The organism is Arthrobacter sp. 001422645 (assembly GCF_059816125.1).
In genome coordinates, this window is record NZ_JCBANT010000003.1 from 117,747 (window position 1) to 141,850 (window position 24,104).

Below are 24,104 nucleotides of genomic sequence, written 5' to 3' on the forward strand. Positions count from 1 at the left end.
CGCCTGTCTATTTTTTCCTGAAGAGTCTCTTGATTGCTTCAGTCAGCATTCCACGTATGGATGAGTCCTCGCCCAGATGTGACCTCTGGTCAAAGTTCAGGTCTTCAAGTTGGTTCTCTTGCAGGTTTCGGGCCAACCATACGATGCCCAGTTCGGCAATGACTTCTCCAGCGGCTTGGTCCGATATTGGGTAGAAATCCAGCATCTCTTCTTCCGCAGAAGAGCTTGCTATGAAGGTCCAGGTCCCAAGGGCGTCCGGATAAACCAGAATCAGGCGATTGGTCCAGGCCCCTTGGGTAATGACGCCGAGACGGCCATCATCCCCCCAGAAGTCCGGGTCGCGTAATGCCGCCACTCGAACCCCTTCTTGCCGGTTGAATTGGAATGAACAGTAAGTCAATTGACCACGGCTGCCAAAGCCCTGGTGCCCTGTTGCCTGACTGGAAGTGTAAGCCTGGTGGCTGCCCTTCCAGGAGGCGGCGCGGCCACCGGCGCTTCTCCGCCCGGGGGCACTTTGGGCGCGATGTCCGACGTCGGGGTCCTGATTGCCGGCGTGTCCGCGCCCAAGTGCCCGGACCGCCGACGGCGGGAACCCGCGGAGGCGAACGGGGGCGCCGCGGTGCTCTTGGCTCAGCCGGGCAGGCCGGGGAGGGCCGGGGCCATCAGTGCCGCCAGTGCCATACTCTGCAGGAGAGGCCGGGCCCGCTTGACCGCGATCCGCCGCCCGTGGCTGCGCACCGAGTGCGGGGTGGAGTTGATCAGGCCGAACGTGGCGTGGGCGCGCATCCGGAGTTCGGCATCCTCGGTGTCGGGGTGCAGCCCGGACAGGACGTCGACCCACAGCTCCACATAGTTGCGTTGCAGGGTGCGGACCTCGGCCTGGTCGTCGTCGGCGAGGTTGCTGAAGTCCTGGTCCTGCACGCGGATGACGTCGGGATTGTTGAGCGCGAAGTCCACATGGAACTCGACCAGGCTGCGCAGCGCAACGGCGGCGCCGTCGGAATCGGCAACCACCCGCCGGCCGCCGTCGAACAGATCCTGGCTGACGCTCAGCAGCAGCGCCCCCAAGACGGCCTGTTTACCCGCAAAATGTCGGTAGACCGCCGGCCCGCTGACGCCGGCCGCGGCGCCCAGGTCCTCCAAGGACACCCGGTTGAAGCCGTCGACGGCGAACAGGGCGGCCGCTGAGGACAGCAGCGCCTGGCGGCGGTTCTCCTTGGCCTGGCCGCGCTGGGTGGTGGGCGGCAGCGGCGTCGGGGGCAGGACGGCCGCAGGCGGGGCGCCGGTCTGGTTCGTCTGGCTGGGGTCGGTCACCGGCACATTCCTCGTCTTGTGAACCAGCCGCCCGCGCGGCGTCGCGCAGGGTGCTGTGTTGGACATCACAGTTAATAGAGACTAACCTAAATCTCAGTTATGCGGTACTAACCGAAGTGGCTGGAACGGTTGCAATTGAGGCCCCCAGCATGAAGGCCCGGAACGGAAGCAGTCAATGGAGACAATCGCCAGCCAGGTGGACGCCACGAGCGCCGCCTTCGCCGCGAACCGCGAGGCCCAGCTGGGGCTGGCCCGCGAGCTGAAGGAACGCCTCGCCGCGGCAGCCCTGGGCGGACCGGAAAAGTCCCGGGAACGCCATGTGGCCCGCGGCAAACTCCTGCCGCGCGAACGCATCGACCAGCTGCTGGATGACGGCAGCCCCTTCCTGGAGATCGCGCCGCTGGCCGCCAACGGCATGTACAACGACGATTCGCCCGGTGCAGGTGTCATCGCCGGGATCGGCCTTGTGCACGGCCGCCAGGTGCTGGTCATCTCCAACGACGCCACGGTCAAAGGCGGCACCTATTACCCGATGACGGTCAAGAAGCACCTTCGGGCCCAGGAAATCGCCCTCGAGAACCGGCTGCCCTGCATCTACCTCGTGGACTCGGGCGGGGCCTTCCTGCCCAAGCAGGACGAGGTCTTCCCGGACAAGGAGCACTTCGGCCGGATCTTCTTCAACCAGGCCAAAATGTCCGCGGCGAAGATCCCGCAGATCGCCTCCGTAATGGGTTCCTGCACGGCCGGCGGCGCCTACGTCCCGGCGATGAGCGACGAGACCGTGATCGTCCGCAACCAGGGCACCATCTTCCTGGGCGGCCCGCCGCTGGTGAAAGCCGCGATCGGGGAGATCGTCACGGCGGAGGAACTCGGCGGCGGCGACGTGCACTCGAAAATCTCCGGGGTCACGGACCACCTGGCCGAGAACGATGAGCATGCCCTCCAGATCGTCCGCGACATCGTCTCCACCCTGCCCCGCCCATCCGCCCCCGCCTGGGACATCGATACGGTCGTCGAACCCCTGGCTGACCCGGAGGAGCTGTACGGCGCCGTCCCCACCGACGTCAACGCACAGTACGACGTGCGCGAGGTCATCGCCCGGCTGGTGGACGGCAGCCGCTTCCACGAATTCAAGAAGAACTACGGCACCACCCTGGTCACGGGTTTCGCGAAGCTGCACGGCCACCCCGTGGGGATCGTGGCCAACAACGGTGTGCTGTTCAGCGAATCCTCGCTCAAGGGAGCCCACTTCATTGAGCTCTGCGACCAGCGCGGCATCCCGCTGATCTTCCTGCAGAACCTCTCCGGCTTTATGGTCGGCAAGGACTACGAACAGGGCGGCATCGCCAAAAACGGCGCCAAGATGGTCACCGCCGTCGCCACCGCCCGGGTCCCCAAACTGACCGTGGTGATCGGCGGGTCTTTCGGTGCGGGCAACTACTCCATGTGCGGCCGGGCCTACTCGCCGCGCTTCCTCTGGATGTGGCCGGCGTCCCGGATCTCCGTGATGGGCGGCAACCAGGCCTCCAGCGTGCTCGCCACCGTGAAACGGGACCAGTACGAGGCCCGGGGCGAGGAATGGTCCGCCGCGGACGAGGACGCGTTCAAAGCCCCGATCAAACAGCAGTACGAGGACCAAGGCAGCCCCTACTATTCCACCGCCCGCCTCTGGGACGACGGCGTGATCGACCCCGCGGACACCCGCACCGTCCTGGGACTGGCGCTCGACGTCGTCTCCCGCACCCCGCTGCCGGAGACCTCCTTCGGCCTTTTCCGGATGTGAGCCAGCAGTGACTATTTCTGAGCCGACTCTTTCTTCGCCGACGACAACTTCCCCGACGCCACCCACGAAGCCGCTCTTCGGCACCGTGCTCGTCGCGAACCGCGGTGAGATCGCCTGCCGCGTGATCCGCACGCTGCGCGCGCTGGGCATCCGTTCGGTCGCCGTCTATTCCGACGCCGACGCCGGAGCCCGCCACGTGCGCGAGGCCGACGTCGCCGTGCGGATCGGCCCCGCCGCGGCGGCCGAGAGCTACCTCAAGATCGAGGCCATCATCCAGGCCTGCCGCGACACCGGTGCCGAAGCCGTGCACCCGGGCTACGGCTTCCTGAGCGAGAACGTCGACTTCGCCCGTGCCCTGGAAAAGGCGGAGATCACGTTCATCGGTCCCGGCGTCGAATCCCTCAATGTCATGGGCGACAAAATCCGGTCCAAGAACCATGTCACCGGCTACGGCGTGCCCGTGGTTCCGGGCATCGCCGAACCCGGCATGACGGACGCCCAGCTGATCGAGGCCGCGGCCGGCGTCGGCTTCCCGCTGCTGATCAAGCCCTCCGCCGGCGGCGGGGGAAAGGGCATGCACATTGTCGAGCGCCCCGAAGACCTCGCAGCCACCCTGGTCACCGCCCGCCGGGTCGCGGCCAGCGCCTTCGGCGACGACACACTGTTCCTGGAACGGCTCGTCCTCACCCCACGGCATATCGAGGTCCAGGTGCTGGCGGACAACCACGGCAACGTCATCCACCTGGGGGAGCGCGAGTGCTCGCTGCAGCGCCGGCACCAGAAGGTCATCGAGGAGGCACCCTCCCCGCTGCTGGAATCACTGCCCGACGGCGCGGACATCCGTGCCCGTCTGGGCGATGCCGCCTGCAACGCCGCCCGCAGCGTCAACTACTCCGGCGCCGGCACCGTGGAGTTCCTGGTCTCCGACAACGCCCCGGACGAATTCTTCTTTATGGAGATGAACACCCGCCTGCAGGTCGAACACCCGGTCACCGAGATGGTCACCGGCCTCGACCTCGTCGAATGGCAGGTGCGCATCGCCGCCGGAGAGAAACTCACCGTCCGGCAGGACGACGTCGTCCTCACCGGACACTCGGTGGAGGCGCGCGTCTACGCCGAGGTTCCGGAGAAGAATTTCCTGCCGTCCGGCGGAGAGGTGGTGCTCCTGGATGAGCGCGGCACGATCTTCACCGCGATGGATGACCTGGATGCCTTGACACCAGCCTCCGCCGATCCGGACATCCGGATCGATTCCTCCCTGCTGGAGGGCCTGAAAATTTCCAGCGACTACGACCCGATGATCTCCAAGGTCATTGCCTGGGGCAGGGACCGGACGGCGGCCCTGGACAAACTCGACACCGCCCTCGCCCGCTACACCGCGCTGGGGATCGACACCAACGTCGAGTACCTGCGCCTGCTGATCAACGACGCCGACGTCCGGGCTGGCCGGCTCGATACCGGCCTGATCGAACGGAAAATGGCAGGCTTCACGTTCCGCCGGGCCGGCGACGCCGAACTGATCGCCGCGGCTATGCCGTTCTGGGTCCTCGCCGAGGCGCCGGAAACGGTCGGCTCGCCGTGGGACACCACCACCGGGTGGCGGCTGGGTGCACCGGCGGCCTGGACCATGAGCTTCGGCGCCCCGGGCGGCAAAATCTCCACCGTGGCTGTCACTTGGCTCAGCAACATCGATCTCGGTAGTGCTCGGGTCCGCGTCGACGGCGGGCCCGAGCATGAGGTGAGGGTCATTGGGATGTCCAGTGACGATGTCTTACTGGAGATCGACGGCGGGGAACTCCGGTTCGCCCATGCGGGGTCCGGGCAGGACTATCAGCGGGAGGACCCACCGGAATTTGTTTTTCTCGGCAACGACGGCTGGTCCTGCCGGCTCGAACCGCTGGGCCGCGAAGCCAAGCTGGCCCGGGTGCTGGCCGCCGTCGAACGCGAGGAAGGCGCTGCCGACCCCGCGGTGCGCTCGCCGATGCCGGGCACCGTGGTGTCCGTCTCCGTGAAGAACGGGGACGCCGTCACCGCTGGGCAGGTGCTGCTCGCGGTGGAGGCCATGAAGATGGAGCACCAGCTCGTGGCCCCGCTGGACGGGACCGTGCACATCAGTATCGCCTCCGGGGAACTGGTGAAGGCAGACCAGGTCCTGGCCACCATCCACCCCGTTCACCAGACGGAACCGGCTCCGCCGGACAACGCAGCCGAGGACACCATCGAAGAAGCCGTTATCGCCATGGGCGCGGCGGAGTAGCTTCCACACTTTCAGCACCACAGACAGCACCACAGACAAAGGAGTCACCATGCCAGATTTTGAACTCAGCGAGGACTACCAGGACCTCAGCGACACCGTCCGCCAGTTCGCCGACGAAGTGGTGGCTCCGGTCTCCGCCAAGCACGACGAAGAGCACAGCTTCCCCTACGAGGTGGTCTCCCAGATGGCGGACATGGGCCTCTTCGGACTGCCCTTCCCGGAGGAATTCGGCGGCATGGGCGGCGACTACTTCGCCCTCGCCCTCGCCCTCGAACAGCTCGGCCGGGTGGACCAGTCCGTCGCTATCACGCTGGAGGCCGGCGTCTCCCTCGGCGCCATGCCGATCCACCGCTTCGGCAACGAGGCGCAGAAGCAGGAGTGGCTGCCGCTGCTGGCCTCCGGCAAGGCGCTCGCGGGCTTCGGCCTGACCGAGCCGGAAGCAGGCTCCGACGCCGGTGGCACCAAAACCACCGCGAAGCTCGGCGGCGGGGAGTGGGTCATCAACGGCAACAAGGAGTTCATCACCAACTCCGGCACCGACATCACCCGGCTTGTCACCGTCACCGCGGTGACCGGCCAGGAAGAACGCTCCGACGGCAGCATCAAGAAGGAAATCTCCACCATCCTGGTGCCCACCAACACCCCGGGCTTCAAGGCGGAGAAGGCCTACAACAAGGTCGGCTGGAACGCCTCGGACACCCACCCGCTGACCCTCGACAACGTCCACGTCCCCGAGGCAAACCTCCTCGGCACGCAAGGCCGCGGCTATGCCAACTTCCTGTCCATCCTGGATGAGGGCCGGATCGCGATCGCCGCACTGGCCGTCGGTGCGGCGCAGGGATGCGTGGACCAGTCGGTGAAATACGCCAAGGAACGCAGCGCGTTCGGGCAGAACATCGGCAAGTACCAGGCCATCGCCTTCAAGATCGCCCGCATGGAAGCGCGGACCCACACTGCCCGCCTGGCCTACTACGACGCGGCCGCCCGGATGCTCGCCGGCAAGCCGTTCAAGACGCAGGCGGCCATCGCTAAGATGGTCGCAGGCGAGGCAGCCATGGACAACGCGCGGGACGCCACCCAGGTGTTCGGCGGCTATGGCTTCATCAACGAATTCACCGTGGCGCGCCACTACCGCGACTCCAAGATCCTTGAAGTCGGCGAGGGCACCACGGAGGTCCAGCTGATGCTGATCGCCCGCGAACTGGGGCTCTAACCGGCCCGCTGGCCGCAACCGTCGAGGGAAGGATCACCGATGATCAACAAAGTTGTGGCCAGCGCCGCCGAGGCCGTGGCGGACATCCACGACGGCGCCTCGCTCGCCGTCGGCGGGTTCGGCCTGTGCGGCATACCCGTGGCCTTGATCGAGGCCCTTCATCAAAGCGGCGCCACGAACCTGGAGACCGTCAGCAACAACTGCGGCGTCGACGACTGGGGTCTCGGGATCCTGCTCAAGGACGGCCGGATCCGCCGCACCATCAGCTCCTACGTGGGGGAGAACAAGGAGTTCGCCCGGCAATACCTCGCCGGCGAGCTCGAGGTGGTCCTCACCCCGCAGGGCACGCTGGCCGAAAAGCTGCGTGCCGGCGGGGCTGGGATCCCGGCGTTCTACACACCGGCCGGCGTCGGCACCCAGGTCTCCGACGGCGGCCTGCCGCAGAAGTACGACGCCGACGGCACCATCGCGATCGCCTCGGCGGCCAAGGAGGTCCGCAGCTTCCACGGCGCCGACTATGTCCTCGAGGAATCGCTGACCCCCGATTTCGGCCTAGTGCACGCCTGGAAGGGCGACCGCCACGGCAACCTGGTCTTCCATGCCACCGCGATGAACTTCAACCCGCTCTGCGCCATGGCCGGAAAGATCACCATCGCCGAGGTCGAGGAGCTCGTGGAGCCTGGCGAGCTGGACCCCGAACACGTCCACATTCCCGGCATCTTCGTCCAGCGCATCGTGCTCGCGCCGGACGTCGAGAAGCGGATCGAGAAGCGGACGGTGGCGCTGTCTGCAGCGTCCGGAAGCCCAGCTGCCGCTACCTCCACTGCAGCCCCCGCAACAATCCCGTCAGGAGCCTAGGCCATGGAATCCAACAGCCTGCCCGGGGCGCCGCCCCGTCCCGAGGCGATCCGCCACGAATACCGGCCCGCCGCCGTCGAACACCCCGCCGGTGTGGAGAGCAAGGGCTGGACGCGGAACGAACTGGCAGCGCGGGTGGCGCAGGAGCTGCACAACGGGCAGTACGTCAACCTCGGCATCGGCATGCCTACGCTGATTCCCAACTACATCCCCGCGGGCGTCGAAGTGGTGCTGCACTCCGAAAACGGGATTCTCGGCGTCGGGCCGTATCCGGCGGAAGACGCCGTGGATCCGGACCTGATCAATGCCGGCAAGGAAACCGTCACGGTCAACAAGGGGGCTGCGTTCTTCGACTCCGCCGCCTCCTTCGGGATGATCCGCGGCGGGCATGTGGATGTCGCTGTGCTCGGCGCGATGGAAGTGGCCCGGAACGGCGACCTGGCCAACTGGATGATCCCCGGCAAGATGGTCAAAGGCATGGGCGGCGCCATGGACCTGGTGTTCGGCGCCAAGAAGGTGATCGTGATGATGGAGCACGTGGACCGGAACGGCCGGCCCAAGATCGTGGAACAGTGCACGCTGCCCCTGACCGGCAAGGCCTGCGTGGACCGGATCATCACGGACCTCGCGGTGATCGACGTCGTGGCTGAAGGCGGACAGTCCCGGCTGGTGCTGCGCGAACTCGCCCCCAACGTAACGGCCGAGGACGTGGCAGCGGCCACCGGCGCCGAACTCTTCGAGGAAGACCAGGAACTGACGGTATGACAACTGATTCCCAGCACACGGCTGAACGCCGCGTCGCAGAGCCCCGGGTCATTGAACAGCGCGGACTCTACTTCGACGAGCTTGAGGAGGACGTGGTCTACGCGCACCGGCCCGGCCGGACTGTGACGGAGGCGGACAACGTCCTCTTCACCACCATGACCATGAACACCCAGGCGCTGCACCTCGACGCCGCGTGGAGCGCCGAGCAGCCCTTCGGCCAGCGCCTGATGAACTCCATGTTCACCCTGGCCACGGTGGTGGGACAGTCCGTCCCGCAGCTGACCCAGGGCACCATCATCGCGCAGCTGGGGCTCACGGACGTGTCCTTCCCGCACCCGATGTACCACGGCGACACTTTGTACACGGAGACCGTAGTGACAGGGAAACGGCTGTCCTCCTCCCGGCCCGGCCAGGGGATCGTGACCATGAAGCACACCGGCCGCAACCAGCACGGCGACGTCGTGGCGCTCGCCACCCGCAGCTGCCTGATGTGGACACGGGAAGCCCACTCCCAAGCCCAGACCCCGCACAAAAGGGCAGAATAGATCCATGAGCTTCCTGATGGGCCCCGCCCTGCTGTTCTGCCCCGCCGACCGCCCCGAGCGGTACCAGAAGGCCGCCGAGCGCGCCGACGCCGTGATCGTGGACCTCGAGGACGCCGTCGCGCCGGCGGACAAGCAGCGGGCCCGCGGCGCGATCCTCGCCCAGCTCGGCGCCACCGGGGACGTCCCCGAGCTGGACCCGAGCCGCACGATCGTCCGGATCAACCCGGCCGGCACGGAGGAGTTCGAGAAGGACCTGCATTGCCTCAAACACACCCCCTACCGGCACATCATGCTGGCCAAGGCCGAAAGTGCCGCCCAGCTCAAGGAGCTTGAGGGCTACAGCGTCATCGCGCTCTGCGAAACGGCGCTGGGGGTGGTCAACGCCGCCGCCATCGCGGCCGAACCCAATGTGGTCGGGCTGATGTGGGGCGCCGAGGATCTGCTCGCCTCCCTCGGCGGCACGTCCAGCAGGACGGACGACGGCGCCTATCGGGCGGTCGCTCTGCATGCCCGCTCCACCGTGCTGCTGGCCGCGCGCGCGTTCGGCAAGGAAGCCGTCGATTCGGTCTACGTCAACATCCCGGACCTTGAGGGCCTCGCCGTCGAAGCCCGCGACGCCGTCGCCTCAGGATTTGGCTCCAAGGCCTGCATCCACCCGAACCAGGTGGCCGTTGTCCGCGGGGTCTACGCGCCGTCCGAAGCCGACATCGCAGCGGCCACCGAACTCCTGGCCGCCGCCGCCGCGGCAGGCTCGGGTGTGTTCCAGTACAACGGCAAGATGATCGACGGGCCCATCCTCAAACACGCCGAATCCACCCTCCGCCGCGCCGGGCACTAGCTTCTGGAAGTCCGGTGCCACGTTCGCGGGTCTGAAATCTCGTCGATTCGCCACGAATGGCCGCTATGGCGGGTGGTTTAGCGGCCATTTGCGTCGAATGGGTGCTCACGGCCCATGCCCTGTGTGGTGTTCCGCCGCGACCAATGGACATGCTCCGTGTCGCTCGCGAATGCGGGACATGCCCCGGGTCGCTCGGTCGTGGACTTCGTTGATTCGCCACGAATGGCCGCTATGGCGGGTGGTTTAGCGGCCATTTGCGTCGAATGGGTGCTCCCGGCGCAAACCTGCGTGGTGTTTCGCCGCGACCAATGGACATGCTCCGCGAAGCATTTATAAGCGGGGCATGCTCAGCGTTTCCACAGATACCGGTTCTCCGGCCGCCCGGCCGCACCGTAGCGGGGCGTAAGTCGTGCGAAGCCGTGGATGACCAGGTACTCGAGGTAGCGCCGGGCGCTGACCCTCGACAGTCCGAGCTGAAGGGCCATCCCGGCTGCCGAGACGTCCTCGGGGCTTGACTTGAGCGCCTCGATGACGGCGTCCAGGGTCGGCCGTGACAGGCCCTTCGGCAACCTCACCGCCGGGACTGCCGCCGGCACCGCCCCCGGCCCGGCAGCCGAATCCGCGGCTGAGGCCCGTCGGCTCGGCGCGACGAGACGGTCGATGCTGTCCTGGTCCAGCGGCCCGGCAGCCCCGCCCGCGGCAAGTTCCCGGCGAAGAAGCAGGTACTCGTCGAGCCGCTCGTTCAATGCCTGGGACGTGAAGGGCTTGACCAGATAGTGCAGCACCCCGCCGGCCATGGCGCCGCGCACCGTGTCGAGCTCCCTCGACGCCGTAATGACCAGGACGTCCAGGGGCTGCTGGCGGCCACGGAGCTGCTGCAGCACGTCCAGGCCGGACATGTCCGGAAGGTGGATGTCCAGCAGGACCAGTTCCGGCTGCAGCTCCGCCGCCAAGTCGAGGCCCTGCTGCCCGGTGTGGGCCAGGCTGACGACGTCGAAGCCGCCGCGGGCCAGCAGGAACCCGTGGTGGATCCCGGCCACTGCCACGTCATCGTCAATGATGAGGGTGCGAATGGAGCTCATAGTTTTTGCAGTTCCGCCTCTTTTGTCCGGAGTACCACCGTAAAGCAGGCTCCGCCCAGCGCGGACGGCGACACAGACGCCGCGCCGCCCCGGCGCCGGGCCACCCGCTGGACAAGGGCCAGGCCGAAGCCCCGGCTGTTGATTCCCTCGGCCTGCTTGGTGGTGACGCCGGCCTCGAAGACGGCGGCCCGCTGCCGCTCGGGGACGCCGGGCCCGTCGTCCTCGACCATGATGGTGCGTTCGCCGTCGGCAGTTTCCTCAAGCCGGACCGCGACAGTGCTGTCGTAGCCCGCGGCATCCACTGCATTGTCGATCAGGTTTCCCAGGACCGTGATGACGTCGCCGGTCCTGTCCGGCGTGCACACTGAATCCGGGCTCACCAGGATTTCCACGCCGCGCTCGGCGCAGACCGTGGACTTGGCTATCAGCAGTGCCCGGACGTCGTGATCGGTGACTCCTGCGGCCAGCGGACGGTTGACGAAGGCGGCGTCGCTGTGGCTGCGGCCGAGGTATTCCACGGCCTTGGCCTGCTCGCCGAGCTCCAGGAGACCCGAGATCACGTGCAGTTTGTTGGCGAATTCGTGGGCCTGGGCCCGCAGCGCCTGGGTCACGTCCAGGGCACCGTCGCGGTCGCGGAGGATCGTGTGGAGTTCGGTCCGGTCGCGAAGAATGAGGACCTTGCCCACTTCACGGCCGTCCACCGTGGCGTCGTTGACCTTGCCCAGGAGGATCCGCTCGCCGGAGAGCACCAGTTCTTCGGTGGCTGAGCCGGCGGCTAGCAGCGCGCGGATCCCGGGTTCCAGGCATTCGCTGGCCGGCTTTCCGGTGATTTCCTCGCCAACGCCCAGCAGACGGCGGGCCTCGTCGTTGACCAGCGCCACCTTCCCCTCGGCATCGACGGCGACGAGCCCCTCGCCCAGGCCGTGGAGCATCGCGTCGCGGGTCTCCAGCAGGGCCGCGATGTCCTCCGGCTCCAGCTTGTAGATCCGGCGCCAGACGAGTTTGGAAATGTACATCGCCCCCAGCGACCCGAGGAGTGCCGCCCCGAGGAGCCAGCCGAACAGCTGCGGCAGATCCTCGTAGAGGTCCTCGGCCAGGGTACTTTCCAGCACACCGACCGAGGCCGAGCCGATCACGGTCCCGGCGGCGTCGAAGATGGGAACCTTGACCCGCCACGACTCACCCAGCGTCCCTGTCTGGGTGCCGACGTAGATCTCGCCGGAGAGCGGCACCGACGGATCGGTGGACACTGGCCGGCCGATTTCCGCCGGGTGCGGGTGGGACTGGCGGACGCCGTCGCGGTCCGTCACCACCACATAGGTGACATTCGAGGCCTGCCGGATGACTTCGGCGATGGGCTGGATGGTCTGCGCCGGCCGCGGCGTGCCGAGGGCATCCACCACGGAGGGCAGCCGGGCCACACTTTCCGCCACTCCGATCAGCCGGCCTTTATACGCGTCCCGGAGCTGTTGTTCCTGCATCCGGATGGTCACGGCCCCTACTGCCGTCAGGACGGCCAGCACAATGCCGAGCTGCAGCGCCACCAGTTGGAAGCGTAAGGGAATCCTGTGAACCATGTCACAAGTTTCCCATCCGGCCGCGGCCTCTCGGCCCAAACCGGGGCTTCGGGCCGTGACCAATATGACCACTACTACCTCTATGGCCAAATTCTGGCCCCCGCCCCGGGCCGCTCCTAGTCTCTGGGAAGTGATTCCGATGACGTGCATCACATTTCTACTAGGAGAAACCATGACCTCCCACTCCAATTTCACCCGGCCCAACTTCACCCGCCGGGCCGCCCTCGCGGCCGGGGCAGCCGGCGTCGTCCTCGCCCTGTCGGCCTGTGCAGGCGGCGCAAGCGGCGCGTCCGGCCAGAACGCTGCCGGGGACCAGATCAAGAAGCTGAGCATCATCGTTCCGGCCAATCCGGGCGGCGGCTGGGACCAGACGGGCCGTGCCATGCAGCAGGACCTGCAGTCCAACAAACTGGTCACCTCCGCCCAGGTCAGCAACATCGGCGGCGGCGGCGGCACGAACGGCCTCGCCAAGCTGGCCACCGAGAAGGACGTCAACACGCTCATGGTGATGGGCTACGTCATGGTGGGCGCCGTGGAAACCAACGCCGCCAAGACCCGGCTGGAGGACACCACACCCATTGCGCGCCTGACCGAGGAGCCGCTGGTTCTGGTGGTCCCGGCCTCGTCCAAATACCAGTCCGTCAAGGACCTCGTGGATGACATCAAGGCCAACGGCAAGGGCGTGGCGATCACCGGCGGCTCAGCCGGCGGAGCGGACCACATCCTGGCCGGCCAGATCCTCAAGTCCCAGGGCGTCGAATCCGACAAGCTGAACTACATCGGCTACTCCGGCGGCGGCGAATCGATCGCCGCGCTGCTCGGCAACAAGGTCCAGGCCGGCATCTCCGGCGTGGGGGAGTACGCCGAGCAGGTCAAGGCCGGCAAGGTGCGGGCGCTCGCCGTATCCGGCACGTCCGAGGCGCCGGCCCTGCCGGGCGTCAAGCCCCTGAAAGACCAGGGAGTCGACGTCGTGCTGACCAACTGGCGCGGGGTGGTGGCGCCCGGTTCCATCGATGACGCGCAGAAGGCGAAGCTGACCGAGGTAGTCACCAAGCTGCACGGCACCGAAGCCTGGAAGGCCACCCTGGCCAAGAACAACTGGGCCGACGCCTTCCTCGCCGGCGACGAGTTCAAGACCTTCCTCACGGAGGACATCGCCAAGGTCAAGACCACGCTGACTGAGATCGGCCTGGTCAAGTAACAATGTCCGTCCAAGTCAGCACCCCCGCCAGGCGGCCCACGGGGGAGATCCTCTTCGCCCTGGTGTTCGTCAGCGTGGGCGTGGCGGGTCTCCTGGCGGCGGGGTCCATCCCGATCCCGCCGTCGGAGACCGGCATCGGCCCGCGGGCCTTCCCGTACATCGTGTGCAGCATGCTGGTCATCGTTGGCGCCGGAATCGTCGCCCAGGTGTTCCGCGGCAAGGTGGGCCAGGCCGAGGAAAGCGAAGACCTCGACGCCACCGCCAAAACCGACTGGATGGCCCTCGCGAAACTCGTGGGCTTCGTGGTGCTCCACATCTTCCTGATCGAACCGGCGGGCTGGCCCGTTGCCGCCGCCGTGCTGTTCAGCGGGGCGGCCTGGTCGCTTGAGGCCAAGCCGCTCTGGAAGGCGGTCATCATTTCCGTGGTGCTGGCGCTCGTTCTCCAGTACGTCTTCGGCGGGCTGCTGGGCGTATCCCTGCCGCCGGGCCCGCTGCTTGAGGGGGTGCCGTTCTTCAATGGATAGCTTCATGATGCTCCTTGAGGGCTTCTCGACGGCGCTGCAGCCGGTCTACCTGCTGTATGCCCTGGGCGGCGTCTTCGTCGGCACCGCCGTCGGCGTGCTGCCCGGCATCGGTCCGGCGATGACCGTCGCTCTGCTGATGCCCATCACCTACGCGCTGGATCCCGCGGCCGCCCTGATCGTGTTCGCCGGCATCTACTACGGCGGCATGTACGGCGGCTCCACCACCTCCATCCTGCTCAACACGCCGGGCGAGTCGTCCTCGATCGTCACCGCGCTCGAGGGCAACAAGATGGCCAAAGCGGGCCGGGGCGCGGCGGCACTGGCGACGGCGGCGATCGGCTCGTTCGTCGCCGGCACCATCGCGACGGTGCTGCTGTCCTTCCTGGCGCCGGTGGTCGCGGAACTGGCCGTCGGCCTGGGACCCGTGGACTATGTGGCGCTTATGGTCGTGGCATTCCTCACCGTCGGTGCCCTGCTGGGCGCCTCCGTGCTGCGCGGCCTCGCGTCGCTGGCCCTGGGGCTGTTCATCGGGATGATCGGCATCGATGACAGCACCGCGCAGCAGCGCTTCACCTTCGACAACCCCACCCTGGTGGACGGCATCGACATGGTCCTCGTGGCGGTGGGGCTCTTCGCCCTCGGTGAGGCCCTGTACGTGGCCTCGAAACTGCGGCACGGGCCGGTCGAGGTCATCCCGGTCAGCAAGGGCAAGAACGCCTGGCTGTCGAAGGAGGACTGGAAGCGGTCCTGGAAGCCGTGGCTCCGGGGCACCTTCATCGGGTTCCCGATCGGCACGGTGCCGGCCGGCGGCGCCGACGTCTCCACGTTCCTGTCCTACGCCGCGGAGCGGAAACTGGCCAAGGGCAGCAACAAGGCACAGTTCGGCAAGGGTGCCATCGAGGGTGTGGCCGGTCCGGAAGCGGCGAACAACGCCGCGGCCGCGGGCGTCCTGGTCCCGCTGCTGACGCTCGGGATCCCGACGACGGCGACGGCAGCCATGATGCTGACGGCGTTCCAGCGCTACCAGATCCAGCCCGGGCCACTGCTCTTCGAAAACCAGGGCGCGCTGGTGTGGACCCTGATCGCCTCCCTGTATGTCGGAAACCTGATGCTGCTGGTGCTGAACCTGCCCCTCGTGGGCCTGTGGGTGAAGATCCTGCAGATCCCGCGGCCCTACCTGTACGCGGGAATCCTGGTCTTCGCGGCACTGGGCGCGTTCTCGGTGAACTTTGCGGCGGCCGACGTCGGGATCCTGCTGGTGGTGGGCATACTGGGCTACTTCATGCGCCGCTACGGCTATCCCGTGGCGCCCATGGTGGTGGCGATGATCCTCGGGCCGATGTTCGAAGTTCAGCTGCGGCGCTCACTGCAGCTGTCGCAGAACGATCCCGTGGCCCTGTTCTCTTCGCCGTTCGCGGTGATCGTGTATGTCTCCATGGCCCTGATCTTCGTGGGCTCGTGGTGGCTTCGCCGCCGTCAGGCCTCGCTGGAGGCCGCGCCGGTGAAAGAGGAGTTGTCCGTCTAGGCAGGACGCAGTGATTCGACACAGATGGCCGGAATGGTGACCACCATTCCGGCCATCTGTGTCGAATGGGACTCAGTCCTCCGGCGGCTCAGTCCTCCGGAGGCAGGGACAGCGGCGGGATGGACTCGTGCAGCGGAATCCGGATCCAGCGCTGGCCCGTGGTGCGGAACTCCGCCCGGGTGGCGAAACGGTACAGGTAGCTGCGGGCACGCACCCAGCGGGGCCGGGCGCCGTCGAACGGGTCATGGCGCAACAGGCGCAGCGTGGGGCGGTCGGCCTCCAGGAGCCTGGCCAGGAACGCGTAGAACCACTCCTCGTGCACGGTGCGCAGCGGCAGGAACCACATCAGCCAGTCGAGGCGCAGGTGATAGGGCGCCCACTGGCGCGGGATACGGCGGACGTCACCGGGTTTGCCGCGGAAGCCGTATTCCCGCCAGTCCGCAGTTTCGTCGGGCTCCGCTGAGAGGGTTCCTTCCACCGCGATTTCGATCCGCTGCTTGGTCACCGAACCGAAGGCGCCGTAGGTGTTCCCGAGCTGCCAGCGGTTGAAACTGGCGTTCATCAGCTGGTAGTGGGAGAACAGGTTCTCGATGGGCCGGTAGCTGAGCACTACGAGGAACACGGTGGCGACCAGCACCACCACGAGCCACGCGACCGGCGCCTGGCTGCCCGCCGCAGCCGCAGCCGCAGCCGCAGCCGCAGCCGCCCCGGTATCCGCGGTGTTGCCTGCCGCAGCAGTGTGCCAGTCGAGCGGGATGGCCGGGACCAGGGCATGCGCCACTGGGTCGCTGACCGCGGCGAAAGCGAGCAGGATCGCCATCCAGTTGAGCCAGGCGAAGTTCCCGCTCGCCACCAGCCAGAGCTGCGTGAAGATGATGATTCCCGCGGCCACGCTGGCCAGCGGCTGCGGGGCGAACAGGAAGAACGGCACCACCAGCTGGGCGAAATGGTTGCCGAGGACCTCCAGCCGGTGCCACGTCTTGGGCAGCAGATGCGCCTGCCGGCTGAGCGGCCCGGGCATGGGCTGGGTCTCGTGGTGGTAGTACAGGGCTGTCAGGTCACGCCATTCCCGGCCGCCGCGGATCTTGATCATGCCTGCGCCAAACTCGAGGCGGAACACCAGCCAGGCCAGCAGGATCAGGATGGTCCGCGGCGGAGGAGTCTGGTCGGAGCCGAGGAAGGCCACAATGAACCCGGCCTCCAGCAACAGCATCTCCCAGCCGAAGCCGTAGAAGGTTTGCCCCACATTGACGATCGACATGTACAGCAGCCACAGCGCCAGGAACGCCAGCATGGGAACCCATGGCGGGCCAAGCTGCGGCAGGCCCAGGACCAGCGTGGCGGCAATCGCCATCCCGGCCCGGCACACCGTGCGCAACAGCCGGTCCGAGTACCGCCAGCTGAACAGGGTGGGCCGGCGCAGGCGGCCGGAGCGGGCCACGAAATCCGGCACCGGCAACAGTCCGCGCTCGCCGAGAAGGGCCGGGAACTGGTTATGCGAGGACAGGAAGGCGACCAGGAACAGGGCGGCGACGCCGCGCTGCAGCACCTGCCGGGCGAACTCGTACTCCGGCGCGTCGAACCAGGCGGTCCATTCCACGAATCCCACGTTACGCCAGCGGTCCGCGGCGTCAACACGGGCGCCGAGGTGGCACTTCGCGGCAGTGTTTCGCGCCGACACTGCCGCGACATGCCCACTCGACGGGCAAACCCGGGCACCGGGCGCGTGCGGGATACTTGAATCATGCAGCCGCGCAAGATCGTCCTCCTCGGGTCCACCGGTTCCATCGGCACGCAGGCGATTGACGTCGTCGACGGCGCCCCGCACCTCTTCGAGGTTGTGGCGCTCAGCGCTGGCGGCCGCAACCTCGACCTCCTGGCCCGGCAGGCCGTCCACACCCGGGCCCGGGCCGTCGGCGTCGCGTCCGGAGACGCGGACGCCCTCAAGGCACGGATCGACGACGCCGCCGGCGCGGCCGGCGTGACCGGCTACCGGCCCGAGATCATCACCGGGCCGGACGCCTCCACCCGGATCGCCGAGATCGAAGCCGACGTGGTGCTCAACGGCATCACCGGCTCGATCGGCCTGGCGCCCACCCTGGCCGCGCTCAAATCCGGTGCCACCCTGGCCCTGGCCAACAAGGAATCCCTGATTGTCGGCGGCGCGCTGGTCAAGGCCGCGGCCCGCGAAGGCCAGATCGTCCCGGTCGATTCGGAACACTCGGCCATCGCCCAGTGCCTGCGCTCCGGTTCCGCGGCCGAGGTGGACCGGCTCATCCTCACCGCGTCCGGGGGTCCCTTCCGCGGCAAGACCCGCGAGGAGCTGCACGATGTCTCCCCGCAGGATGCCCTGGCCCACCCCACCTGGGACATGGGGCTCATGGTCACCACCAATTCCGCCAGCCTGGTCAACAAGGGCCTGGAAGTGATTGAGGCGCATCTGCTCTTCGACATCCCGCTGGACCGGATCGACGTCGTGGTCCACCCGCAGTCCGTGGTCCACTCGATGGTCCAGTTCATCGACGGCTCCACGATTGCTCAGGCCTCACCCCCGGATATGCGCCTGCCCATCGCCCTGGGCCTCGGCTGGCCGGACCGTGTGCCGCAGGCGGCCCGGCCGTGCGACTGGAGCAAAGCCACCAGCTGGACTTTCGAGCCGCTGGACACCACGGCGTTCCCCGCCGTCGGACTGGCGAAGGACGCCGCCCGGCAGGGGAGCACCTTCCCGGCGGTCTTCAACGCCGCTAACGAGGAAGCCGTGATGGCGTTCCATGCCGGCCGGATCCGGTTCACCGACATCGTCGATACCATCGAAGCAGTCCTCAGCGAACACACAGGATCCTCCGGGCTGACGGTGGAGTCCGTGCTGGATGCTGAAAGATGGGCACGCGCCCGCACCCACGAACGTTTAGCCGTCAGAAGCGTCTAGTTTGCCAGTTTTTAGGAAGCAGCAGATTCAAGCATGAGCCCCGTCCTCCTCTTTATCCTCGGTGTCGTCTTTGTGGCGATCGGCATCGCCGTGTCCATTGCCCTCCACGAGGTGGGCCACCTGCTGCCGGCGAAGCTGTTCAAGGTCCGGGTCACCAAATACATGATCGGCTTCGGACCCACGCTCTGGTCCCGCAAGAAGGGCGAGACCGAATACGGTTTCAAGGCCATTCCGCTGGGCGGCTTCGTCTCCATGATCGGCATGTACCCGCCGAACAAGGACGACGGCACGGTGCGCCCCTCCAGCACCGGCATGTTCCAGTCCCTCGCCTCGGACGCCCGCTCGCTGGCCCACGAGGAAGTCGGCCCCGCCGACGGGGACCGCGTCTTCTACAAGCTGCCGGTCTGGAAGAAGATCGTTGTGATGCTCGGCGGGCCGGCCATGAACATGCTGATCGGGCTCGCGCTGACGGCCGTGCTGCTGATGGGCTTCGGCACCGCCACACAGACCACCACCATCGCCGACGTCTCCAAATGCCAGGTCGCGGCCGGCGAAACCGTGGACCCGGACTCCGCCGACTGCAAGCTCACGCCGGCCGCCGCCGCGGGACTGTTGCCCAACGACGTCATCACCTCCTTCGACGGCAAGGCCGTCACCAGCTGGGAAGAACTCACCGGCTGGATCCGCGCGTCCGCGGACAAACAGGTCAGCATCACGGTGGAGCGCGACGGCGTCCCGGTCACCACCACCGTCACGCCGGTCCTCTCCGCGCGTCCCGTGGTGGGCGAGGACGGACGCCAGGCCAAGAACGACGACGGCACCCTGCAGTACCAGGACGTCGGCTTCCTGGGCATCGGCGCGCAGACCGCCCTCGTGCCGCAGCCGGCGTCGACGGTACTGCCCATGGCGGGGGAGAACATCAAGCAGATCACCGGCGTCGTCCTGAACCTGCCGGCCCGGGTGGCCGGCGTGGCGCAGGCGGCCTTCAGTGAGGAGCCGCGCGACCCCAACGGGCCCATCAGCGTGGTGGGTGTAGGGCGGGTGGCCGGCGAGGTCGCCGCGATGGAGCAGGTGCCCATGCAGTCCCGGGTGGCTACCCTGGTGGGGCTCCTGGCCGGCCTCAACTTCGCCCTGGCCGTCTTCAACCTCATTCCGCTGCTGCCGCTCGACGGCGGCCACGTGGCCGGCGCGCTGTACGAAGGGGCCCGCCGCCGGATCGCCAAGCTCTTCGGCCGCCCGGACCCCGGCGCCTTCGATATTGCCAAGCTGCTCCCGGTGACCTATGTGGTGGCGGTGCTGCTGATGGGCATGGGCGCCCTGCTGATCTACGCGGACATCGTCAAGCCCGTCAACCTCTTCGGCTGACCCGGCAGGTTCCGGCATTCCCTGCGGTCCGGGGGCACTTTGCTGTGGTCCGCCGTCGAAGTGAACGATGGCGCCCGGCGTGTTTGTGTCAAAGTGCCCCCGGGCGGTCGCCGGAGACGTTCGTAGGTGCGGGCGCCCCGCCGGCGAACCGGATCACGATGATTTACCAACATCAGCCTAATTTGGCTGATTAGTAGAAATCAGTTGAAAGTGATTGATTATCGAACATCAGCCCTTTAGGGTGGGGCTATGTACGTGATGACCATCGACCAGCGCGGCAGCAGCGCCGACGTGGACCGTGTGCCGGGCCTCCTGGCGGAGCTGGCCGGGCTGTCCACGGCCGGGCGCTTCGAGCGCTCAGTGGGCGACGAGGTGCAGGGCGTCGTGGAGCGTCCGGACGAAGTCGTCGACATTGCCCTGCACGCCCTGAGAAGCGGACGCTGGTACGTGGGAATCGGGGTGGGCGCGGTGGACCTGCCGCTGCCTGCCAGCCCCAGGGAGGGATCCGGGCCGGCTTTCGTGGCGGCGCGGGTGGCCGTCGAGAATGCCAAATCCGGATCCGCCCATGTGCCGCTGGCCGTTGTCTCCGGAGGGCTGCGCAGGGGAGCGGCCGCTCCGTCGCCCGCAGGATCCGCCGGCGCCCGCGCCTGCGCCAATGCCGAGGCAGTGCTGCGGCTGATCGGGCGGCTCGTCCAGGACCGGTCTGCCGCCCAGTGGAAAGTCGTGGATGTGCTGCGCTCGGTGCAGCACGATCACTCCGGCACACACGGCACGCAGAAAATCGCCGCCCGGGAACTGGGAATTACCGAACAATCGGTGAGCCGTGCGCTGCTGCGCTCCGGCTGGCAGGAAGAATGGGCAGCGAGGCCGGCGGCGGAAATGCTGCTGTCCTTCGCCCATGGAGCAATCACCGGCACCGGCGACGCCGGCGGGCAGCCTGCGGGCCAGGCCCGGGACGCGGGCGTGGCCCAGCAACCGGATTCCCGCCCCCGGGACAGTACAGAAGGAGACCGGTGGACGCCCTCTGGATCACGCTGACCCTGCTCACAGCCGGCTTCGCCGGCTGGCCCGTGACCGCGCTGGTCTTCCGGCTCGCCCGCACCATCGACGACAGGGCCGACGCCGGCGCCGCGGACCCGGCCAATGACCCCGCGGCGGATGTCACCGTTGACCCCTCGACCGCCGGCACCCCCACTTCCGGCTCCGCCAGTCCCGGCGCAGGCTCCGCGGCCGTCTCGGTCAACAGCGTCAGGATCCTGCGCGGCGGCGCGATCATCGGTGTGCTGGAGCGGCTGGCAGTCTGCCTCGCGATTCTGGCCGGCGAGCCGGTCGCCATCGCCTACGTGGTTGCCATCAAGGGCCTGGGCCGCTTTGCCGAGCTGAAGGAGACGCCGGTTGCCGCGGAGCGGTTCATTATCGGCACCCTCACTTCCCTGCTGTGGGCTGCCGGCGTCGCAGCCCTGGCCAAAGTGCTCTTCCTGGGCTGACGCGGCGGCCGCCCGGATGGGTACCTGCCCGGCGGGGCGATAGTGTATCCGTATGACTGTTTTTGCTGTTGAGTACGTCTACGTCGCCGAATCCTCCGAAGCCCGCGACGCCACCCGCCCCGCGCATCGCGAATGGACCGCAGGACTTGCCCAGGAGGGAACGCTGCTCGCCAGCGGCCCCTATGGCGACGGCGCCGGTGCCCTGCTCATCTTCAAGGCCGCCGACGAACAGGCCCTGAATGAGGTCCTGAAGCAGGATCCCTTCGCCTCCGCCGGTGCCATCTCCGGTACCCGCACCATGGTCTGGGCACCCGTGACCGGCCTCCTTGCCGGCCACGCCGCCTGACCAACCCCGCCAGACCTACTTCGATACAAGGAGTCCATGTGACCTCGGTCAGCCTGGGAATGCCTGCAGCACCGCCCCCCGTCCTTGCGCCGCGCCGCAAAACCCGCCAGATCAAGGTGGGCTCGGTGGGCGTCGGTTCCGATTCGCCCATCAGCGTGCAGTCGATGACCACCACGCCCACCACGGACATCAACGCCACTCTGCAGCAGATCGCCGAGCTTACGGCCTCCGGCTGCGACATTGTGCGCGTCGCCTGCCCGTCCGCGGACGACGCCGAGGCGCTGCCGATCATCGCCAAGAAGTCCCAGATCCCGGTGATCGCGGACATCCACTTCCAGCCGAAGTACGTCTTTGCCGCCATAGAGGCAGGCTGTGCCGCGGTCCGGGTGAACCCCGGCAACATCCGCAAGTTCGATGACCAGGTCAAGGAAATCGCGCGCGCTGCGAAGGATCACGGCACCTCGATCCGGATCGGTATCAACGCCGGATCCCTCGAGCCTGGCATCCTGAAGAAGTACGGCAAGGCCACACCGGAGGCCCTCGTGGAATCCGCCGTATGGGAAGCCTCGCTGTTCGAAGAGCATGGCTTCAACGACTTCAAGATCTCGGTCAAGCACAACGATCCGGTCATTATGGTTGCCGCATACGAGATGCTCGCCGAACAGGGCGACTGGCCGTTGCACCTCGGCGTCACGGAGGCCGGTCCCGCGTTCCAGGGCACCATCAAGTCGGCCACGGCCTTCGGTGCGCTGCTCTCCCGCGGCATCGGTGACACCATCCGTGTGTCCCTTTCCGCGCCGCCGGTGGAGGAAATCAAGGTCGGCAACCAGATCCTGCAGTCGCTCAACCTGCGCCCGCGCAAGCTCGAGATCGTCTCCTGCCCGTCCTGCGGCCGCGCCCAGGTGGATGTGTACACGCTCGCCGAGCAGGTGACGGCCGGGCTGGAAGGCATGGAGATCCCGCTGCGGGTTGCCGTGATGGGCTGCGTCGTGAACGGACCCGGCGAAGCCCGCGAAGCAGATCTGGGCGTCGCGTCTGGCAACGGCAAGGGCCAGATCTTTGTGAAGGGCGAGGTCATCAAGACTGTCCCCGAAAGCCAGATTGTTGAGACACTGATCGAAGAGGCCATGCGTATCGCCGAAGAGATGGGGGAGGCCGATGGCGAAGATGCTGTCAAGGGTAGCCCCGTGGTTAGCGTCTCGTAAGGACGGCGCCGGTACCGGCGTCGCCGTCCGGACCCTGGGGGGATCGGACACGTCCCAGCTGCGGGACCTGGCCCGGCAAGACGCCGTCGCCAATGTCTTTATCCTGTCCCACCTGGAGACAGCCGGTTCGGCGGCTCCCACCGCCGGCGGCGCCAGCATCCTTGGCGTGTTCGACGGCGGCACGCTCCTGGGAGCCTGCTGGGCCGGTGCCAATCTGGTGCCGGTGCAGCTGGACCCGGAGCTGGCCGTCGCGGTGTCGCTGGCGGCGCACCGCTCGGGCCGCCGGTACGCCTCCATCTTCGGCCCGGCCGACTCGGTGCTTGCCCTGTACGCGGGGCTGGAACAGTTCGGCCAGACGGCCCATGAGATCCGCGAGGACCAGCCGCTGCTGACGATCACCGGGCCGCCCGACGTGGCTCCGAATCCGCAGCTGGGCTTTGGCCAGCTGGCCGACTTCGACAAGATCCTGCCTGCGTGCGCGGCGATGTTCGAAGAGGAGGTGGGTTATTCCCCGTACCTGGGCGGCCGGGAGTACTACAGCCGCCGGGTGAAGGGCCTTATCCGTGAGGGGCATTCGCTGGTCCACCTCGACGCAGCCGGCGAGGTGGTCTTCAAAGCGGAACTCGGAGCAGTCACCCCGGAGGTGACGCAGGTCCAGGGCGTGTGGATGAACCCCGCCCTCCGCGGACAGGGCCTCAGCGCCGGATACATGGCCGCCGTCGTGGTCCAGGCGCAAAGCCGGGCACCGGTGACCAGCCTTTATGTGAACAGTTTCAACACCCGTGCGAGGGCCACCTACGACCGGGTGGGCTTCCGCCAGGTAGGCACGTTCGCCACCGTACTCTTCTGACGTCGGACGTTTCTGACCCCGTACTCTTCTGACCTCAAATCTTTCCTGACCAGCACGGAATTAACTTCAGTGCACTTCTATCCCGGTGGTAACACTGGCCACACGGAAAAATATCTGGATGCGGACTCTTGTTTTCGTGCCCTGCGTCACATAGGTTCGAGCTAGCCGTGTCGCTTGGGCACGTGTTTCCCCGGGGGCAATAGCCGGGGGTGCAGACGCCCTGGAGGGCAACACAACGGAACTCACAGCCAAGACTTTGGCGGTGCTGGGGCCGCGGAGCCACGCCATGACAGGATGACCAGCCGGAAACGGCCAGGGGCTTCCGTCAGTTATGGCGTGGCTCTTCCGCGTCCGGGCTGGCGGTAGATTAGTACCTAGACTCTTGCCCGGTTGCCCGGTCTTACTGTTGCCCCGCACCTTCCCAGAAACGGATAGATACC

General features: G+C 67.3%; 22 protein-coding genes. 17 read left to right on the plus strand and 5 right to left on the minus strand.

Annotated features, from left to right (window positions below; translation table 11 throughout):
- Nucleotides 1-7 precede the first annotated feature (7 nt).
- Entirely contained in the window at nucleotides 8-355 is a 348-nt protein-coding gene (locus AC6EUH_RS05580; protein ID WP_499738029.1) for a hypothetical protein, read from the minus strand.
- Nucleotides 356-630: 275 nt separating this feature from the next.
- Nucleotides 631-1,320, minus strand: coding sequence for an SACE_7040 family transcriptional regulator (locus AC6EUH_RS05585; protein WP_499738106.1), 690 nt, complete (start codon nucleotides 1,318-1,320; stop codon nucleotides 631-633).
- 169 nt (nucleotides 1,321-1,489) lie between these two features.
- On the opposite strand from AC6EUH_RS05585, the gene AC6EUH_RS05590 reads away from it, so the two are divergent.
- From AC6EUH_RS05590 to AC6EUH_RS05620, 7 genes are read left to right on the plus strand one after another with little or no spacing between them, the layout of a single operon-like run.
- Complete coding sequence (locus AC6EUH_RS05590; protein WP_499738030.1) at nucleotides 1,490-3,097, plus strand: carboxyl transferase domain-containing protein; 1,608 nt, start codon at nucleotides 1,490-1,492, stop codon at nucleotides 3,095-3,097.
- Nucleotides 3,098-3,110: 13 nt separating this feature from the next.
- Complete coding sequence (locus tag AC6EUH_RS05595) at nucleotides 3,111-5,354, plus strand: acetyl/propionyl/methylcrotonyl-CoA carboxylase subunit alpha (RefSeq protein WP_499738107.1); 2,244 nt, start codon at nucleotides 3,111-3,113, stop codon at nucleotides 5,352-5,354.
- Nucleotides 5,355-5,403: 49 nt separating this feature from the next.
- A complete protein-coding gene (locus tag AC6EUH_RS05600) occupies nucleotides 5,404-6,567 on the plus strand; it encodes an acyl-CoA dehydrogenase family protein (protein ID WP_056432579.1) in 1,164 nt (387 codons plus the stop codon).
- A 39-nt stretch (nucleotides 6,568-6,606) separates the two neighbouring features.
- The gene (locus AC6EUH_RS05605) at nucleotides 6,607-7,425 is read left to right on the plus strand and encodes a CoA transferase subunit A (protein WP_056432576.1); all 819 of its coding nucleotides are present in this window, start codon (nucleotides 6,607-6,609) and stop codon (nucleotides 7,423-7,425) included.
- 3 nt (nucleotides 7,426-7,428) lie between these two features.
- On the plus strand, nucleotides 7,429-8,190 hold the full coding sequence (locus AC6EUH_RS05610; RefSeq protein ID WP_499738031.1) for a CoA transferase subunit B: 762 nt from the start codon (nucleotides 7,429-7,431) through the stop codon (nucleotides 8,188-8,190).
- Nucleotides 8,187-8,735 carry a MaoC family dehydratase gene (locus AC6EUH_RS05615; protein ID WP_056432570.1) on the plus strand — a complete coding sequence of 183 codons (549 nt, stop codon included), beginning with the start codon at nucleotides 8,187-8,189 and terminating at the stop codon, nucleotides 8,733-8,735. Before AC6EUH_RS05610 ends, AC6EUH_RS05615 begins: the two co-directional genes overlap by 4 nt.
- Nucleotides 8,736-8,739: 4 nt before the next feature.
- A complete protein-coding gene (locus tag AC6EUH_RS05620) occupies nucleotides 8,740-9,573 on the plus strand; it encodes an HpcH/HpaI aldolase/citrate lyase family protein (RefSeq protein WP_499738032.1) in 834 nt (277 codons plus the stop codon).
- A gap of 347 nt (nucleotides 9,574-9,920) precedes the next feature.
- Here the strand turns inward: AC6EUH_RS05620 and AC6EUH_RS05625 are convergent, their stop codons facing one another.
- Together AC6EUH_RS05625 and AC6EUH_RS05630 are read right to left on the minus strand one after the other, a co-directional pair.
- Nucleotides 9,921-10,655: a response regulator gene (locus AC6EUH_RS05625; RefSeq protein ID WP_056432565.1), complete on the minus strand. Its 735-nt coding sequence runs from the start codon at nucleotides 10,653-10,655 to the stop codon at nucleotides 9,921-9,923.
- Nucleotides 10,652-12,232 carry an ATP-binding protein gene (locus tag AC6EUH_RS05630; protein WP_499738033.1) on the minus strand — a complete coding sequence of 527 codons (1,581 nt, stop codon included), beginning with the start codon at nucleotides 12,230-12,232 and terminating at the stop codon, nucleotides 10,652-10,654. Before AC6EUH_RS05630 ends, AC6EUH_RS05625 begins: the two co-directional genes overlap by 4 nt.
- Nucleotides 12,233-12,404: 172 nt before the next feature.
- Here AC6EUH_RS05630 and AC6EUH_RS05635 point away from each other — a divergent pair, with 172 nt between their 5' ends.
- The 3 genes from AC6EUH_RS05635 to AC6EUH_RS05645 are packed head-to-tail and all read left to right on the plus strand — an operon-like array spanning nucleotide 12,405 to nucleotide 15,482.
- Entirely contained in the window at nucleotides 12,405-13,433 is a 1,029-nt protein-coding gene (locus AC6EUH_RS05635) for a Bug family tripartite tricarboxylate transporter substrate binding protein (RefSeq protein ID WP_056432560.1), read from the plus strand.
- 2 nt (nucleotides 13,434-13,435) lie between these two features.
- The gene (locus tag AC6EUH_RS05640) at nucleotides 13,436-13,957 is read left to right on the plus strand and encodes a tripartite tricarboxylate transporter TctB family protein (protein ID WP_056432558.1); all 522 of its coding nucleotides are present in this window, start codon (nucleotides 13,436-13,438) and stop codon (nucleotides 13,955-13,957) included.
- On the plus strand, nucleotides 13,950-15,482 hold the full coding sequence (locus AC6EUH_RS05645; RefSeq protein WP_499738034.1) for a tripartite tricarboxylate transporter permease: 1,533 nt from the start codon (nucleotides 13,950-13,952) through the stop codon (nucleotides 15,480-15,482). Before AC6EUH_RS05640 ends, AC6EUH_RS05645 begins: the two co-directional genes overlap by 8 nt.
- Before the next feature lie 88 nt (nucleotides 15,483-15,570).
- Here the strand turns inward: AC6EUH_RS05645 and AC6EUH_RS05650 are convergent, their stop codons facing one another.
- The gene (locus tag AC6EUH_RS05650; protein WP_499738035.1) at nucleotides 15,571-17,082 is read right to left on the minus strand and encodes a lipase maturation factor family protein; all 1,512 of its coding nucleotides are present in this window, start codon (nucleotides 17,080-17,082) and stop codon (nucleotides 15,571-15,573) included.
- 144 nt (nucleotides 17,083-17,226) lie between these two features.
- Here AC6EUH_RS05650 and dxr point away from each other — a divergent pair, with 144 nt between their 5' ends.
- The 7 genes from dxr (at nucleotide 17,227) to AC6EUH_RS05685 (ending at nucleotide 23,664) form a co-directional block, all read left to right on the plus strand.
- The gene (gene dxr, locus AC6EUH_RS05655) at nucleotides 17,227-18,411 is read left to right on the plus strand and encodes a 1-deoxy-D-xylulose-5-phosphate reductoisomerase (RefSeq protein WP_499738036.1); all 1,185 of its coding nucleotides are present in this window, start codon (nucleotides 17,227-17,229) and stop codon (nucleotides 18,409-18,411) included.
- A 33-nt stretch (nucleotides 18,412-18,444) separates the two neighbouring features.
- Complete coding sequence (locus AC6EUH_RS05660) at nucleotides 18,445-19,776, plus strand: M50 family metallopeptidase (RefSeq protein ID WP_499738037.1); 1,332 nt, start codon at nucleotides 18,445-18,447, stop codon at nucleotides 19,774-19,776.
- A gap of 249 nt (nucleotides 19,777-20,025) precedes the next feature.
- Nucleotides 20,026-20,814: a MarR family transcriptional regulator gene (locus AC6EUH_RS05665; RefSeq protein ID WP_499738038.1), complete on the plus strand. Its 789-nt coding sequence runs from the start codon at nucleotides 20,026-20,028 to the stop codon at nucleotides 20,812-20,814.
- Entirely contained in the window at nucleotides 20,790-21,263 is a 474-nt protein-coding gene (locus tag AC6EUH_RS05670) for a hypothetical protein (RefSeq protein WP_499738039.1), read from the plus strand. Before AC6EUH_RS05665 ends, AC6EUH_RS05670 begins: the two co-directional genes overlap by 25 nt.
- Nucleotides 21,264-21,315: 52 nt before the next feature.
- A complete protein-coding gene (locus AC6EUH_RS05675; RefSeq protein ID WP_499738040.1) occupies nucleotides 21,316-21,609 on the plus strand; it encodes a YciI family protein in 294 nt (97 codons plus the stop codon).
- 38 nt (nucleotides 21,610-21,647) lie between these two features.
- Nucleotides 21,648-22,814, plus strand: a complete 1,167-nt coding sequence (gene ispG, locus AC6EUH_RS05680; RefSeq protein WP_056432543.1) for a flavodoxin-dependent (E)-4-hydroxy-3-methylbut-2-enyl-diphosphate synthase — start codon at nucleotides 21,648-21,650, stop codon at nucleotides 22,812-22,814.
- A complete protein-coding gene (locus AC6EUH_RS05685; protein WP_499738108.1) occupies nucleotides 22,777-23,664 on the plus strand; it encodes a GNAT family N-acetyltransferase in 888 nt (295 codons plus the stop codon). Before ispG ends, AC6EUH_RS05685 begins: the two co-directional genes overlap by 38 nt.
- Nucleotides 23,665-24,104: the final 440 nt, after the last annotated feature.

Coding starts and splice junctions, on each gene's coding strand:
- AC6EUH_RS05630 (WP_499738033.1), bottom strand. CDS start 12,232: ATGGTTCACAGGATTCCCTTACGCTTCCAACTGGTGGCGCTGCAGCTC.
- AC6EUH_RS05625 (WP_056432565.1), bottom strand. CDS start 10,655: ATGAGCTCCATTCGCACCCTCATCATTGACGATGACGTGGCAGTGGCC.
- AC6EUH_RS05640 (WP_056432558.1), top strand. CDS start 13,436: ATGTCCGTCCAAGTCAGCACCCCCGCCAGGCGGCCCACGGGGGAGATC.
- AC6EUH_RS05610 (WP_499738031.1), top strand. CDS start 7,429: ATGGAATCCAACAGCCTGCCCGGGGCGCCGCCCCGTCCCGAGGCGATC.
- AC6EUH_RS05620 (WP_499738032.1), top strand. CDS start 8,740: ATGAGCTTCCTGATGGGCCCCGCCCTGCTGTTCTGCCCCGCCGACCGC.
- AC6EUH_RS05605 (WP_056432576.1), top strand. CDS start 6,607: ATGATCAACAAAGTTGTGGCCAGCGCCGCCGAGGCCGTGGCGGACATC.
- AC6EUH_RS05660 (WP_499738037.1), top strand. CDS start 18,445: ATGAGCCCCGTCCTCCTCTTTATCCTCGGTGTCGTCTTTGTGGCGATC.
- AC6EUH_RS05685 (WP_499738108.1), top strand. CDS start 22,777: ATGCTGTCAAGGGTAGCCCCGTGGTTAGCGTCTCGTAAGGACGGCGCC.
- AC6EUH_RS05590 (WP_499738030.1), top strand. CDS start 1,490: ATGGAGACAATCGCCAGCCAGGTGGACGCCACGAGCGCCGCCTTCGCC.
- dxr (WP_499738036.1), top strand. CDS start 17,227: ATGCAGCCGCGCAAGATCGTCCTCCTCGGGTCCACCGGTTCCATCGGC.
- AC6EUH_RS05675 (WP_499738040.1), top strand. CDS start 21,316: ATGACTGTTTTTGCTGTTGAGTACGTCTACGTCGCCGAATCCTCCGAA.
- AC6EUH_RS05615 (WP_056432570.1), top strand. CDS start 8,187: ATGACAACTGATTCCCAGCACACGGCTGAACGCCGCGTCGCAGAGCCC.
- AC6EUH_RS05645 (WP_499738034.1), top strand. CDS start 13,950: ATGGATAGCTTCATGATGCTCCTTGAGGGCTTCTCGACGGCGCTGCAG.
- AC6EUH_RS05635 (WP_056432560.1), top strand. CDS start 12,405: ATGACCTCCCACTCCAATTTCACCCGGCCCAACTTCACCCGCCGGGCC.
- AC6EUH_RS05600 (WP_056432579.1), top strand. CDS start 5,404: ATGCCAGATTTTGAACTCAGCGAGGACTACCAGGACCTCAGCGACACC.
- AC6EUH_RS05665 (WP_499738038.1), top strand. CDS start 20,026: ATGTACGTGATGACCATCGACCAGCGCGGCAGCAGCGCCGACGTGGAC.